The organism is Streptomyces sp. NBC_00377, from assembly GCF_036075115.1.
Lineage (GTDB): Bacteria > Actinomycetota > Actinomycetes > Streptomycetales > Streptomycetaceae > Streptomyces.
Window position 1 is genome coordinate 3,551,858 of record NZ_CP107958.1, and the last position, 13,114, is coordinate 3,564,971.

The window sequence follows — 13,114 nt, forward strand, 5'->3', positions numbered from 1 at the left end:
TCATGACGATCAAGGTCGTACGGGGCAACCCGACGCCCGAGGAGCTGGCCGCCGCCCTGGCGGTGGTCCGGGCCCGCGCCGCGGCGGCAGCGTCCACGCCGTCCGGCGCGGAGATCCCGAGGGACGCGTGGTCCGACCCGGCCCGCATCGCGGGACACCGGGTGCCGCAGCCGGGGCAGGCGTCCTGGACGCGGACCTACTGGCCGTCCTAGGGGCGGCCGACCCGCATGTCAGGGGCGCGGGGCCGTAGCGACCTACGGCTCCGCGCGCGGGCGCGGCAGGCCCCGGCCGGCCCACAGCCGACGAACACCGCGACATCACCCGAACCCCGGGTGAACGGCTGCGGGCCCGCAACTTGAGTACGAGTACTCAGGCCCGCGCCCCCTGGCGGGCCCCACGCTGGTGGCATGCTGTGGTCCGACCCCGAGAACGAGCCCCCCGAGGAACTGCGCGAGATGCAGGAGACCCTGCGCAGACTCGGCCTCTTCCTGGCGTTGGCCATGGTGATAGCGATGATCGTGCTGGGGATCCGGTAGACCGCGCCGCGCCGCCCGTGCCGTGACCGGAGGGGTTCACCGGCTCGCGACGCCCGGCACGGCACTAGGCTGACCGCATGCGCCGACTCGTCCTCGCCTCCCAGTCCCCCGCCCGACTGAACCTGCTGCGCCAGGCGGGCCTGACCCCCGAGGTCATCGTGAGCGGGGTCGACGAGGACGCCGTCACCGCCCCCACCCCGGCCGAGCTGGCGCTCGCCCTCGCCGAGGCGAAGGCCTCCGTCGTGGCCGCCAAGCCCGAGGTCAAGGGCGCGCTGGTGATCGGCTGCGACTCGGTGCTCGACCTGGACGGCGAGGCGCTGGGGAAGCCCGCGGACGCCGTGGAGGCCCTCGCGCGCTGGAAGGCGATGCGCGGCCGGGCCGGGACGCTCCAGACCGGCCACTGCGTCTACGACACCCTCAGCGGGCGCTACACCTCCGCGACCGCCTCCACCGTCGTCCGCTTCGGCGAGCCGACGGACGAGGAGATCGCCGCGTACGTCGCTTCGGGCGAACCGCTGTACGTCGCCGGGGCGTTCACCCTCGACGGCCGCTCGGCCCCGTTCATCGACGGCATCGACGGCGACCACGGCAACGTCATCGGCATCAGCCTGCCCCTGGTGCGCCGGCTGCTGGCGCACCTGGGGGTCGGCATCACGGAGTTGTGGGCGCCGTCGGAGGCGTAACCGGCGCCGGCGCGACCGGCGTACCGCCGCCGTCGCCCTTGCTGTCCTCGGGCTGCGCGGCGGCGGGGCTCTCCTGGGCGTCGTAGGTCATCAGGAGCAGCACGATCAGGGTGAGCACGACCACCATGAACAGGAACTGCGTCCAGCCCAGCAGACCCCACGCGAAGGCGCCCAGCAGGGCGTGCACGACCGCGGCGCTGATCAGCAGGACCCGGCCGAACCCGGCGGGCGCGCGGTCGCGCAGGGCCACCAGCAGGGCCACGAGGGCGCACAGGGCGAAGTAGAGGCCGAAGAGGATCCCGCCGACCTTCGAGGACGTCGCCATCACGTCCGGGTCCAGGCCGGCCAGGGACATGTCCTGCCGGTCCACCACGACGCCCATGAACCAGTTCAGCGCGGCGACGCCGAGCGCCTCCGCGAAGAGCACGACCGCCACGACCCACGCCACCGGTCTGCGCACCACCGCTCCCCACCCACTTTCGACCCAGACCCGAGCAAGCGTGTTGCCGCCTCATCTACGTTCGAGACACCCCGAACGCTACTAACGGGTAAACGGTGGGACAAGGGTTCTGCGCGCGGCAAAGAATCATTGGGCCATTCGTAGGGACTCCACAAAGAAACGGAGTGTGCCGCAGCACGCCCTCACAGAGACCTTGACCACATCAGAGGGCTAGGGTTTGCCGGAGGAGTGCTGCGTACGGCGGTACTACAAGGGATTTCGCGGTCGAGTGAGCCTGGCATCACGCTCCGTGTGGGCAAGCTCACCTTTGGGGACGGGTCGAAGAGGCGTGTCGGCAGTCCCTAAACTCGGCTTGTTTCAAGGAGGGAGCCTCAATCGTGCGCAAGGTGCTCATCGCCAACCGTGGCGAAATCGCAGTCCGCGTGGCGCGGGCGTGCCGGGATGCCGGTATCGCGAGCGTGGCCGTCTATGCCGACCCGGACCGGGACGCTCTGCATGTCCGCGCCGCGGATGAGGCGTTCGCCCTGGGCGGTGACACTCCCGGGACCAGCTATCTCGACATCGAGAAGGTGCTGAACGCGGCGCGGGAGTCCGAAGCCGACGCCGTCCATCCCGGCTACGGCTTCCTCTCGGAGAACGCCGACTTCGCGCAGGCGGTCCTGGACGCGGGCCTGATCTGGATCGGCCCGCCCCCGCAGGCCATCCGCGACCTCGGCGACAAGGTCGCCGCCCGGCACATCGCCCAGCGGGCCGGCGCGCCCCTGGTCGCCGGCACGCCCGACCCGGTCTCCGGCGCAGACGAGGTCGTCGCCTTCGCCCGGGAGCACGGCCTGCCGATCGCGATCAAGGCCGCCTTCGGCGGCGGCGGACGCGGTCTGAAGGTCGCCCGGACGCTGGAGGAGGTCCCCGAGCTGTACGACTCGGCCGTCCGCGAGGCGGTCGCCGCCTTCGGCCGGGGCGAGTGCTTCGTCGAGCGGTACCTGGACAAGCCGCGGCACGTGGAGACGCAGTGCCTGGCCGACAGCCACGGCAACGTGGTCGTCGTCTCCACCCGTGACTGCTCGCTCCAGCGCCGCCACCAGAAGCTGGTCGAGGAGGCCCCGGCGCCGTTCCTCTCCGAGGCGCAGACGGCCGAGCTGTACGCCTCCTCGAAGGCCATCCTGAAGGAGGCCGGCTACGTCGGCGCGGGCACCGTCGAGTTCCTCGTCGGTGTCGACGGGACGATCTCCTTCCTCGAGGTCAACACCCGTCTCCAGGTGGAGCACCCGGTGACCGAGGAGGTCGCGGGCATCGACCTGGTGCGCGAGATGTTCCGCATCGCCGACGGCGAGGCGCTCGGCTACGGCGACCCGCAGCTGCGCGGTCATTCCTTCGAGTTCCGTATCAACGGCGAGGACCCGGGCCGGGGTTTCCTGCCGGCCCCCGGCACGGTCACCACGTTCGCCGCGCCGTCCGGTCCGGGCGTCCGCCTCGACGCGGGTGTCGAGTCCGGCAGCGTGATCGGCCCGGCGTGGGACTCGCTCCTGGCCAAGCTGATCGTCACCGGCGCCACCCGTGAGCAGGCGCTCCAGCGGGCGGCCCGTGCGCTGGAGGAGTTCCAGGTCGAGGGCATGGCCACGGCCATCCCGTTCCACCGTGCGGTGGTCAAGGACCCGGCGTTCGCCCCGGAGCTCACCGGCTCCGACGCCCCCTTCACGGTCCACACCCGCTGGATCGAGACCGAGTTCGTCAACGAGATCCCCGCCTTCGCCGCCCCGGCCGACGCCGAGGCCGAGGACGACACGGACCGCGAGACGATCGTCGTCGAGGTCGGCGGCAAGCGCCTGGAGGTCTCCCTCCCGTCCTCGCTCGGCATGAGCCTGGCCCGCACCGGTCTCGCGGCGGGCGCCAAGCCCAAGCGCCGCGCGGCCAAGAAGTCCGGCCCCATGGCCTCCGGCGACACCCTCGCCTCCCCGATGCAGGGCACCATCGTCAAGGTGGCCGTCGAGGAGGGCCAGGAGGTCAAGGAGGGCGACCTGATCGTCGTCCTCGAAGCGATGAAGATGGAACAGCCGCTCAACGCCCACCGCTCCGGGACCGTCAAGGGCCTGGCCGCGGAGATCGGCGCGTCCATCACGTCGGGCGCCCCGATCTGCGAGATCAAGGACTGACCCCACCGCTCAACCGTGTCGAGGCGCCCGCTCCCCGGGCGCCTCGCCGCGTTCGGCGTCCCGGCCGCCGCCGACCAGGCTCGCCTGTCCCTGACGGCCCTTTCGCAGCACCGGTCAGCAGTCCGGACCGCCTGATGAATTTCAGCCCGTCCGGTGAATTTTCAACCCGTCCTGCGTTCGAGGACGAGGCCCGTTCAGGGCCGAACGGGGGTCTGAGGGCGGAGCCCCCAGGTCACCCGGCGCCGGCGACCGCCGAGGTCAACGGCGGCGCATGTCGGCGACCCTCGCCCGTTCCCCGCCAGGGGCCTGCTCACCGTGCATCGAAGCCGCGCGCAGCCCCGCGGCAGCACCCGGCACCTGACCCCGGCGCGGCGCGGGCAACGGCACGTCCCGACGCTGCTGCTGATGGCGCGCCGGGACCGCATCACCCCCCGGGCTCCCCGACGCCCCGGCCACGGCGATCTGCACCCCCTGGTCCGCCAGGGCCTGCAACTCGGTGGCGGCACGGTCGTCGTGGGCCGGCGGCTCGTCGGTCACCAGCCGGGTGATGACGTCCGTCGGCACGGTCTGGAACATGGTGTCCGTGCCGAGCTTGGTGTGGTCGGCGAGGACGACCACCTCGGCCGCGGCCTGGACCAGCGCCCGGTCCACGGACGCCGACAGCATGTTGGACGTGGACAGCCCGCGCTCCGCGGTGAGTCCGCTCCCGGAGATGAAGGCCCGCGACACCCTGAGTCCTTGGAGGGACTGCTCGGCTCCGCTGCCCACGAGGGCGTAGTTGGAGCCGCGCAGGGTGCCGCCGGTCATCACGACCTCGACCCGGTTGGCATGGGCCAACGCCTGGGCGACGAGCAGCGAGTTGGTGACCACGGTCAGTCCGGGCACCCGGGCGAGCCGGCGGGCCAGCTCCTGTGTGGTGGTGCCCGCCCCCACCACGATGGCCTCGCCCTCTTCGACGAAGTTGGCGGCGAGGTCCGCGATGGCGGTCTTCTCGGCGGTCGCGAGATGTGATTTCTGCGGGAAGCCGGACTCTCGCGTGAACCCGCCCGGCAATACCGCACCGCCGTGCCGGCGGTCGAGGAGTCCTTCTGCCTCCAGTGCGCGCACGTCCCGCCGTACGGTCACTTCGGAGGTCTGGACGACGCGGGCGAGCTCACGGAGCGACACGGCCCCGTTCGCTCGCACCATTTCGAGGATCAATTGACGACGTTCTGCAGCGAACACGAAACTGACAGTAACGCGGACGACCGTCTGCTTTCAGCTCTTTGCGCCGAATAGTAGAAGTTGTTCGCACAGAGGGACGGGGAGTGGTATAGGGCCCAGTTCCGGCGCCTATGCCCCCCGCATGTCCGGCAACCCGGCGACGACCGGCCGTCAACTCCCCGTGACCGCCGGGGAGTCGTACCCGGCCGTCAGCCCTCGTCCGACGCCTTCCGGGTGTGCAGCTGGCGCGCCACCTCGGCGATCGAACCGGAGAGGGACGGGTACACGGTGAACGCGTTGGCGATCTGTTCCACCGTCAGATTGTTGTCGACGGCGATCGAGATGGGGTGGATCAGTTCCGAGGCGCGCGGCGCCACGACCACACCGCCGACGACGATCCCCGTCCCGGGGCGGCAGAAGATCTTGACGAAGCCGTCACGGATGCCCTGCATCTTGGCGCGCGGGTTGCGCAGCAGCGGCAGCTTGACGACCCGGGCGTCGATCTTCCCGCCGTCCACGTCGGCCTGGCTGTAGCCGACGGTGGCGATCTCGGGGTCGGTGAAGACGTTCGAGGAGACGGTCTTCAGGTTGAGCGGGGCCACCGCGTCGCCGAGGAAGTGGTACATGGCGATCCGGCCCTGCATGGCGGCGACGGAGGCCAGCGCGAAGATCCCGGTCACGTCACCGGCGGCGTACACCCCGGGGGCGGTGGTCCGGGACACCTTGTCGGTCCAGATGTGACCCGACTCGCGGACCTTGACGCCCGCCTCCTCCAGTCCCATCCCCTCGCTGTTGGGAATGGCGCCGACCGCCATCAGGCAGTGCGAGCCGGTGATGACCCGGCCGTCGGACAGGGTCACCTCGACCCGGTCGCCGACCCGCTTGGCGGACTCGGCGCGGGAGCGGGCCATGACGTTCATGCCGCGACGGCGGAAGACGTCCTCGAGGACGGCGGCGGCGTCCGGGTCCTCGCCGGGCAGCACACGGTCGCGGGAGGAGACGAGGGTGACCTTGGAGCCGAGGGCCTGGTAGGCGCCGGCGAACTCCGCGCCCGTCACACCGGAGCCGACCACGATGAGCTCCTCGGGGAGCTCGCCGAGGTCGTAGACCTGGGTCCAGTTCAGGATGCGCTCGCCGTCGGGCTGCGCGTCGGGCAGCTCGCGCGGGTGGGCGCCGGTGGCGAGCAGGACGGCGTCGGCGGTGAGGGTCTCCTCGGTGCCGTCGGCGGCAGCGACGACGACCTTGCGCGAGCCGTCGAGGGCCTGCATGCCCTCCAGCCGGCCGCGCCCGCGCAGCACCCGTGCGCCGGCCCGGGTGACGGAGGCGGTGATGTCGTGCGACTGGGCGAGCGCGAGCCGCTTCACCCGGCGGTTGACCTTGCCGAGGTCCACCCCGACGACCCGGGCCGCCTGCTCCAGCGGCGGGGTGTCGTCGGCGACGATGATGCCCAGCTCCTCGTACGAGGAGTCGAAGGTGGTCATCACCTCGGCCGTGGCGATCAGGGTCTTCGACGGCACGCAGTCGGTCAGCACCGACGCTCCGCCCAGACCGTCGCAGTCGACGACGGTCACCTCCGCGCCGAGCTGCGCGGCCACCAGCGCCGCCTCATAGCCGCCGGGTCCGCCACCGATGATCACGATCCGAGTCACGTACTCCATTGTCCCGCACGGGCGTCGGTGGTTTCGCCCCGGGGGGCCGCGGGGCCGCCACTGTTACGAGAGTGACGCGTGCGCGGGCTGCCGTACTCTCCTTGCATGTCGCTCTACGCCGCGTACGCCGGCAACCTCGACGCGCGGCTGATGACCCGCCGCGCTCCCCACTCGCCTCTGCGCGCCACCGGCTGGCTGAACGGGTGGCGGCTGACGTTCGGCGGCGAGCAGCTGGGCTGGGAGGGCGCGCTCGCCACGGTCGTGGAGGACGCCGTGGACCCCGGCGCACAGGTCTTCGCCGCGCTGTACGACATCGCCCCGATGGACGAGGAGTCCCTGGACCGCTGGGAGGGCGTCGGCCTCGGCATCTACCGGCGCGCCCGGGTGCGGGTGCAGACGCTGGAGGGCGAGGAGTCCGCCTGGATGTTCGTGCTCAACGGCTACGAGGGCGGGCTTCCGGCGGCCCGGTACCTGGGCGAGATCGCCGACGCGGCGGAATCGGCGGGGGCGCCACACGATTACGTGATGGAGCTGCGCAAGCGGCCCTGCTGAGCGCGACCGACTCTAAACTCGGTGGGCATCACAGCACACGAACGGGAGAGCGCGATGAGCGGCAGGACTGCGTACACCGTCTTCTACACGGAGCAGGCGGCAGCGGCGCGCGACCGGCTGGACGAACAGCAGCGGGCGGCGTTCGAGAAGGGCATCATGATGCTCGCTGCGGATCCGTTTCCCGACCTGTCCCGGCCCATAAGCTCCACCGGGGACGACCGGACGATCCGGCTGACCCAGAACATCCTCATCGAGTACACAGTCAGCGTCGGCAGGCTGCTGATCTTCATCGTCGAGGTCTTCAACGACAAGGACATCTTCGTCACGGGCGAGTGATCACTCCCACGCTCTCGTTGGAAACGACAAGACAACGATCGCCATCCCGTCGGCTCAGTCATCTACGCGCGTAGGCCCGGACCGGCTACCCTCATCGCGTGAACGCATCTCTTCTCCCGGACGACATCCAGGGCGACCCCCACGCCGCCGCCGACGCCGCCGCCGCACGACTGCGCGAACTGACCGGCGCCGAGACCCATGACGTCGCCCTCGTGATGGGCTCCGGCTGGGCGCCGGCCGTCGACGCGCTGGGCGCCCCCGAAGCCGAGTTCCAGGTCACCGACCTGCCCGGTTTCCCGCCGCCCGCGGTGGAGGGCCACGGCGGCAAGATCCGCTCGTACCAGATCGGAGCGAAGCGGGCACTGGTCTTCCTGGGCCGCACGCACTACTACGAGGGCCGCGGCGTCGCCGCCGTCGCCCACGGCGTCCGTACGGCGGTCGCGGCCGGCTGCAAGACGATCGTGCTGACGAACGGCTGCGGCGGTCTGCGCGAGGGCATGCGCCCAGGGCAGCCGGTGCTGATCAGCGACCACATCAACCTCACGGCGACGTCCCCCATCATCGGCGCCAACTTCGTGGACCTGACGGACCTGTACTCCCCGCGGCTGCGCGCCCTCTGCAAGGAGATCGACGCCACCCTGGAGGAGGGCGTCTACGCCCAGTTCCCCGGCCCGCACTACGAGACGCCGGCCGAGATCCGCATGGCCCGCACCATCGGCGCGGACCTGGTCGGCATGTCCACCGTGCTGGAGGCCATCGCGGCGCGTGAGGCGGGCGCCGAGGTGCTCGGCATCTCCCTGGTGACCAACCTCGCCGCCGGCATGACCGGGGAACCGCTGAACCACGAGGAGGTCCTCCAGGCGGGCCGCGACTCGGCGACGCGCATGGGCTCCCTGCTGGCGCAGGTGCTGGGCAGGCTGTAGAAGCGGTTCCGCAGGTGACTGGGGGCCGGCGCCCCCAGACCCCGCTTCGGCCCTGAAGGGGCCTCGTCCTCAACACGCCGGACGGGCTGAGTGACCTCTGCCGGCGCCCACAAGCAACCGGAGGGTGACCCCCCGTGCACGACGATCTCCTCGCCCGCGCCCAGACCTGGCTCGCCCAGGACCCGGACCCCGAGACCCGCGCCGAGCTCGCCGAGCTCATCGACGCCAAGGACGTCACCGAGCTCGCCGACCGGTTCGGCGGGACCCTCCAGTTCGGCACCGCCGGCCTTCGCGGGGAGCTCGGCGCCGGCCCCATGCGGATGAACCGCTCGGTCGTGATCCGGGCCGCCGCCGGTCTCGCCGCGTACCTCGCGAAGAACGACCGGACCGGCGGGGTCGTCGTCATCGGCTACGACGCCCGCCACAAGTCGGAGGACTTCGCCCGCGACACGGCGGCCGTGATGACGGGCGCCGGGTTCCGGGCGGCCGTGCTCCCCCGCCCCCTGCCCACCCCCGTCCTCGCCTTCGCGACAAGGCACCTGGGGGCGGTCGCCGGGGTCGAGGTCACCGCCAGCCACAATCCGCCGCGCGACAACGGCTACAAGGTGTATCTGGGGGACGGCTCGCAGATCGTGCCGCCCGCCGACGCCGGGATCGCGGCGGAGATCGACGCGATCGCCGCGCTGACGGACGTTGCGCGTCCGGAGGCCGGCTGGCAGACCCTCGACGACTCCGTCCTCGACGCCTATCTGGCCCGCACCGACGCCGTCCTCGCCCCGGGCTCCGCCCGCACGGCCCGCACCGTGTACACGGCGATGCACGGCGTGGGCAAGGACGTCCTGCTCGCCGCCTTCGCCCGCGCGGGCTTCCCCGAGCCCGTCCTCGTGGCCGAACAGGCCGAGCCCGACCCTGACTTCCCGACGGTCGCCTTCCCCAACCCGGAAGAACCCGGCGCGATGGACCTCGCCTTCGCCAGGGCCCGCGAGACGGCCCCCGACCTGGTCATCGCCAACGACCCGGACGCCGACCGCTGTGCCGTGGCCGTCCCCCACGAGGGCGACTGGCGCATGCTGCGGGGCGACGAGGTCGGTTCCCTGCTGGCCGCGCACCTCGTCCGGCGCGGCGCGCGGGGCGTCTTCGCCGAGTCGATCGTCTCCTCCTCGCTCCTCGGCCGCATCGCCGCGAAGGCCGGCCTGCCCCACGAGGAGACCCTCACCGGCTTCAAGTGGATCGCCCGCGTCGACGGCCTGCGCTACGGCTACGAGGAGGCCCTCGGCTACTGCGTGGACCCCGAGGGCGTACGCGACAAGGACGGCATCACCGCCGCCCTGCTCATCACGGAACTCGCCTCCACCCTCAAGTCCGAGGGCCGCACCCTCCTCGACCTGCTGGACGACCTCGCCCTGGAGCACGGTCTGCACGCCACCGACCAGCTCTCGGTCCGGGTGCAGGACCTCTCGGTCATCGCCCGCGCGATGGAACGGCTCCGCGAGCAGCCTCCGACCGCCCTCGCGGGCCTGGCCGTCACCAGGGCCGAGGACCTCACGCGGGGCACGGACCGACTGCCCCCCACCGACGGCCTGCGCTACACGCTGGACGGCGCCCGGGTCATCGTCCGCCCCAGCGGCACCGAGCCCAAGCTGAAGTGCTACCTGGAGGTCGTCATCCCGGTCGCCGCCCGCGCCGGCCTCCCCGCGGCCCGCGCCGAGGCCGACGCCCTCCTCGCCGCGATCAAACGAGACCTGTCGGCGGCGGCGGGCATCTGAGGGACCCCGGCAGCCGCACAGGCCGCCCGGGGACCGGCCCGCCACGCGCGACGGCCGGCCCCCGGGCGACCTGCCGACCGCGGCCGCGGTTCGCCCCGCACGGGCCGGCCGCCCGGGGTGCGTCAGGGCAGGAACAGCACCAGTGCCGCGGAGGCGATCCCGATCGCGGCCCCGAGGGGCCACAGCGCGCGTCCGCGTCGGCGCTCGTCGGTGAGACCGGCCGGGCGCGCCGCCGGGTCCTGCCACATCGCGGTGATCTCGGCGGCCGTCCGCTCGTACGGGTGCAGCAGGCCGAACCTGGTCTCCAGCCAGGACCAGCGGGGCGAGGCCACCCGCCACTCCCCGAACGAGGCCTGCCGGCTGTGGATCCGGAGCCGGGCGCCCTCGCACTCCACGGCCCGTACGTGCTCCCAGGCGAGGTGGCGGGCGGCGCCCAGGCCGTTGAACCACAGGCCTTCGCGGTCGGCGGTGATCCGCCAGGCGATCCGGCGCGGCACCATCAGGGCGGCGAGCAGGGGAGCGCCCACGCCGAAGACGTACGTCCACCACCCGGACGAGCCGTGCCAGTAGGACGCGAGGAACAGCAGCACCAGCCCCACGCCGGACCAGTCGGCCCAGCCGGCACGCCATCGCCGCACCGTCACGGGGTCGGCCTTCCCCTCGGTCCGTTCGGCGACGACGACCGCGGCGGCGGCCCCGCGCAGCTCCTCCTGCCGGGCCTCCCGGAGGGCCCTCCCCCGCTCGGCCCTGGCCATCCGCCGGAACGCGGCGCCCGTCACCGGCCGAACCGGCCCCACGGAGGCCTCCAGCACCGGCGGCTCGTCGGCCTTGGCCGCGGCGGCGAGGAACACGACCTCGGCGCCGTCATAGGGGGTTCCGTACAGAACGGCCTCCCGCAGCGGCCCGGCGCGCTCGTCGTCGATCCGCGCGATCAGCTCCCGGGCGTCCCTTTCGACAGCGTCGCCGTCCCGGCCACCGCCGTCGTTGTCCCCCCGCGCAGCGCCGTCGAGTTCGGTGGTGGAGACGCAGACCGTGAACAGGGGCCGCAGCGCGGCGACGTCGTCGGCGGCGAAGACCTCGGTCTCGACCTCGCGGTTCTCCCGCACGAGCACGCGCAGCACCGCGACGGGCGCCCGGCGCAGACCGGCGGCCCGGCGGCGGGCCAGCACCGCGGAGTGCAGCACGGTGAGACCGAGCCCGGCGACGCACCAGCCCCCCGCGGGGACCACCTGCCGGTCCTCGGCCAGGTCCCAGAGGTCCGCGGTGGCGTACAGGATCCCGCCGGCGACGACCGGGACGAGCCCGGACCACAGCAGGAACGTGCCCCGCTCCGACCGCCCGCCCGTGGCCCCGGGCGCCGGGGGCACCTCGGCGCTCACTCCGTCGGCGGCCTCCAGCGCCGCCGCCCGCTGCCGATTTCGCGCGGCCAGCCGCAGGCCCACGGTCGCCCAGACGCCCACGAGCGCGGCCGCGAGGCCCAGCCGCACGGGCCGGGCCAGGTCCCCCGACGTCAGAACGGCGACGGCCGCGAAGGGCACGAGGACCAGGGCCGCCTCGGGCCGCAGCACCGGCCACACCAAGGACAGGGCGACGAGCGCGGCAGCCCAGGCGGGCAGTCCGCCCGATCGGTGCAGCAGTCCGGCACCGGCCACGGCCGCCACCGGCAGCGCCACGAACACGGACGTCCGCGCTCGCACGGGCACCCAGCGGGGCGGCAGCCCACGTGTCCAGCGCCTCGTCTGCTCGCTGTCCCAGGACCGGCACCCCTCGGGTATCGCCGTCCCGGGCAGCCGCAGCACCTCAGCAGAATGCGTCCTCATCGCTTCCCCGACCTCACAGACCACACGTTCAGCGCCTCGCACGAGCACGGGATCGACCGCCCGGAGGGCCCGGGGCACCGTCGTCCCGGCCTGTGCTCGTGCCGATGACGACGAAAGACCCTGTATCCGACCGGGACGCCCGATCACGCTCAGCCCCGCGGCGCTTGGCCCCACCGCTCATCAGGACGCCCCCCGGCCCGCTCCCGGCACGTCATCGCACAGCCGCGACCCGCCACCCGCGCCCCGCCGCCCGCGGCCCACTCATCCCACGATCAGCAGGATCCCCAGCACGACGGCTCCGGCCACCGCGGGGCCCACGATCTCCCAGGCCCACCGCACGGTCACCTCGCCCTGCGCGCTCTCCTCCTTCTGGCGCGCCTCCCACAGCTCCCGCAGTTCGTCCATGACCCGGTCGGTGTCGGCCCGCACGGGGCCGTCCGGCACGGGGCCGACGTTGCGCGGCCCCCCGCCCCGGAGGCCGGTGAGGCCGCCGAATCCGGTCATGCCCGTGTCCCGGCCTCCGGTCCGGCCGCCCCGCCCCCCGGCCCGCTCCGCCGCCGCCCTCGACTGCCGCTGGTTCGCGCGCTTGCGCGCCCGCAGCGAGACGGGGACGGACCACAGCTGGAACTTCGTGCCCGACGCGGCGACGACCTCGTTGGAGTAGCCGGACCGCAGTGAGGCCACCTGTCCCCACGGGAGCACGATCACCCGGAACGGGTTGCGGACCCGCAGCCGGTCCTGGCCGGAGAACACGGCGGGCCGCAGCGTGAAGGCGACGACCAGCGGCACCACCAGGATCAGCGACGCGAGGGCCAGCCACGGTGTGCGCCCTTCGCCCACGATGATCGCGTCGAGGCCGAGCCAGCCCACCAGGCCCAGCAGCAGCACGCCACCGGCCATGCCCGCGGGCGACCGGTAGATGCGGTCCTTGGTCTCGGGTGCCGAGGGCTGCGGCGCGGGTGACTGGTCTTCCGGGGTCGTCATGGCCCCGATTCTGCCCGACGCCCGGCGGGCCGCTCGTCCGCAGCCCCGCCGT

General features: G+C 72.9%; 13 protein-coding genes. 8 read left to right on the top strand and 5 right to left on the bottom strand.

Annotated features, from left to right (window positions below):
* Nucleotides 1-2 precede the first annotated feature (2 nt).
* From OHS71_RS15880 to OHS71_RS15890, 3 genes are all read left to right on the top strand, one after another.
* Nucleotides 3-212 (top strand): acyl-CoA carboxylase epsilon subunit, encoded by a 210-nt coding sequence (locus tag OHS71_RS15880; protein WP_328480040.1) that lies wholly within the window; start codon nucleotides 3-5, stop codon nucleotides 210-212.
* A 195-nt stretch (nucleotides 213-407) separates the two neighbouring features.
* Complete coding sequence (mmpB, locus tag OHS71_RS15885) at nucleotides 408-536, top strand: morphogenic membrane protein MmpB (RefSeq protein WP_328480041.1); 129 nt, start codon at nucleotides 408-410, stop codon at nucleotides 534-536.
* Nucleotides 537-613: 77 nt separating this feature from the next.
* Nucleotides 614-1,219, top strand: coding sequence for a Maf family protein (locus tag OHS71_RS15890; protein WP_328480042.1), 606 nt, complete (start codon nucleotides 614-616; stop codon nucleotides 1,217-1,219).
* On the opposite strand, the gene OHS71_RS15895 is transcribed toward OHS71_RS15890, so the two are convergent.
* Nucleotides 1,188-1,682, bottom strand: a complete 495-nt coding sequence (locus tag OHS71_RS15895; protein WP_328480043.1) for a hypothetical protein — start codon at nucleotides 1,680-1,682, stop codon at nucleotides 1,188-1,190. The two genes, OHS71_RS15890 and OHS71_RS15895, sit on opposite strands and share 32 nt — an antisense overlap.
* 374 nt (nucleotides 1,683-2,056) lie before the next feature.
* On the opposite strand from OHS71_RS15895, the gene OHS71_RS15900 reads away from it, so the two are divergent.
* Nucleotides 2,057-3,829 (top strand): acetyl/propionyl/methylcrotonyl-CoA carboxylase subunit alpha, encoded by a 1,773-nt coding sequence (locus tag OHS71_RS15900; protein WP_328480044.1) that lies wholly within the window; start codon nucleotides 2,057-2,059, stop codon nucleotides 3,827-3,829.
* A gap of 258 nt (nucleotides 3,830-4,087) precedes the next feature.
* On the opposite strand, the gene OHS71_RS15905 is transcribed toward OHS71_RS15900, so the two are convergent.
* Together OHS71_RS15905 and OHS71_RS15910 are read right to left on the bottom strand one after the other, a co-directional pair.
* The gene (locus OHS71_RS15905; protein WP_328480045.1) at nucleotides 4,088-5,053 is read right to left on the bottom strand and encodes a DeoR/GlpR family DNA-binding transcription regulator; all 966 of its coding nucleotides are present in this window, start codon (nucleotides 5,051-5,053) and stop codon (nucleotides 4,088-4,090) included.
* A 188-nt stretch (nucleotides 5,054-5,241) separates the two neighbouring features.
* A complete protein-coding gene (locus OHS71_RS15910) occupies nucleotides 5,242-6,690 on the bottom strand; it encodes an NAD(P)H-quinone dehydrogenase (RefSeq protein ID WP_328480046.1) in 1,449 nt (482 codons plus the stop codon).
* Nucleotides 6,691-6,786: 96 nt separating this feature from the next.
* On the opposite strand from OHS71_RS15910, the gene OHS71_RS15915 reads away from it, so the two are divergent.
* The 4 genes from OHS71_RS15915 to OHS71_RS15930 all read left to right on the top strand — a co-directional run bounded on the left by OHS71_RS15915 (nucleotide 6,787) and on the right by OHS71_RS15930 (nucleotide 10,258).
* Nucleotides 6,787-7,233 (top strand): gamma-glutamylcyclotransferase, encoded by a 447-nt coding sequence (locus OHS71_RS15915; RefSeq protein WP_328480047.1) that lies wholly within the window; start codon nucleotides 6,787-6,789, stop codon nucleotides 7,231-7,233.
* 54 nt (nucleotides 7,234-7,287) lie between these two features.
* The gene (locus OHS71_RS15920) at nucleotides 7,288-7,569 is read left to right on the top strand and encodes a type II toxin-antitoxin system RelE family toxin (protein WP_328480048.1); all 282 of its coding nucleotides are present in this window, start codon (nucleotides 7,288-7,290) and stop codon (nucleotides 7,567-7,569) included.
* Between the two features lie 98 nt (nucleotides 7,570-7,667).
* On the top strand, nucleotides 7,668-8,492 hold the full coding sequence (locus OHS71_RS15925; RefSeq protein ID WP_328480049.1) for a purine-nucleoside phosphorylase: 825 nt from the start codon (nucleotides 7,668-7,670) through the stop codon (nucleotides 8,490-8,492).
* 134 nt (nucleotides 8,493-8,626) lie between these two features.
* Entirely contained in the window at nucleotides 8,627-10,258 is a 1,632-nt protein-coding gene (locus OHS71_RS15930) for a phospho-sugar mutase (protein ID WP_328480050.1), read from the top strand.
* 122 nt (nucleotides 10,259-10,380) lie between these two features.
* Here the strand turns inward: OHS71_RS15930 and OHS71_RS15935 are convergent, their stop codons facing one another.
* Together OHS71_RS15935 and OHS71_RS15940 are read right to left on the bottom strand one after the other, a co-directional pair.
* Nucleotides 10,381-12,078, bottom strand: a complete 1,698-nt coding sequence (locus OHS71_RS15935; RefSeq protein WP_328480051.1) for a hypothetical protein — start codon at nucleotides 12,076-12,078, stop codon at nucleotides 10,381-10,383.
* A 261-nt stretch (nucleotides 12,079-12,339) separates the two neighbouring features.
* On the bottom strand, nucleotides 12,340-13,062 hold the full coding sequence (locus OHS71_RS15940; protein WP_328480052.1) for a PH domain-containing protein: 723 nt from the start codon (nucleotides 13,060-13,062) through the stop codon (nucleotides 12,340-12,342).
* Nucleotides 13,063-13,114 lie beyond the last annotated feature (52 nt).

Bases quoted from the DNA above. Each gene is read 5' to 3' on its own strand.
- OHS71_RS15880 (WP_328480040.1), top strand. From the start codon at position 3: ATGACGATCAAGGTCGTACGGGGCAACCCGACGCCCGAGGAGCTGGCC.
- mmpB (WP_328480041.1), top strand. From the start codon at position 408: ATGCTGTGGTCCGACCCCGAGAACGAGCCCCCCGAGGAACTGCGCGAG.
- OHS71_RS15890 (WP_328480042.1), top strand. From the start codon at position 614: ATGCGCCGACTCGTCCTCGCCTCCCAGTCCCCCGCCCGACTGAACCTG.
- OHS71_RS15910 (WP_328480046.1), bottom strand. From the start codon at position 6,690: ATGGAGTACGTGACTCGGATCGTGATCATCGGTGGCGGACCCGGCGGC.
- OHS71_RS15915 (WP_328480047.1), top strand. From the start codon at position 6,787: ATGTCGCTCTACGCCGCGTACGCCGGCAACCTCGACGCGCGGCTGATG.
- OHS71_RS15920 (WP_328480048.1), top strand. From the start codon at position 7,288: ATGAGCGGCAGGACTGCGTACACCGTCTTCTACACGGAGCAGGCGGCA.
- OHS71_RS15935 (WP_328480051.1), bottom strand. From the start codon at position 12,078: ATGAGGACGCATTCTGCTGAGGTGCTGCGGCTGCCCGGGACGGCGATA.
- OHS71_RS15940 (WP_328480052.1), bottom strand. From the start codon at position 13,062: ATGACGACCCCGGAAGACCAGTCACCCGCGCCGCAGCCCTCGGCACCC.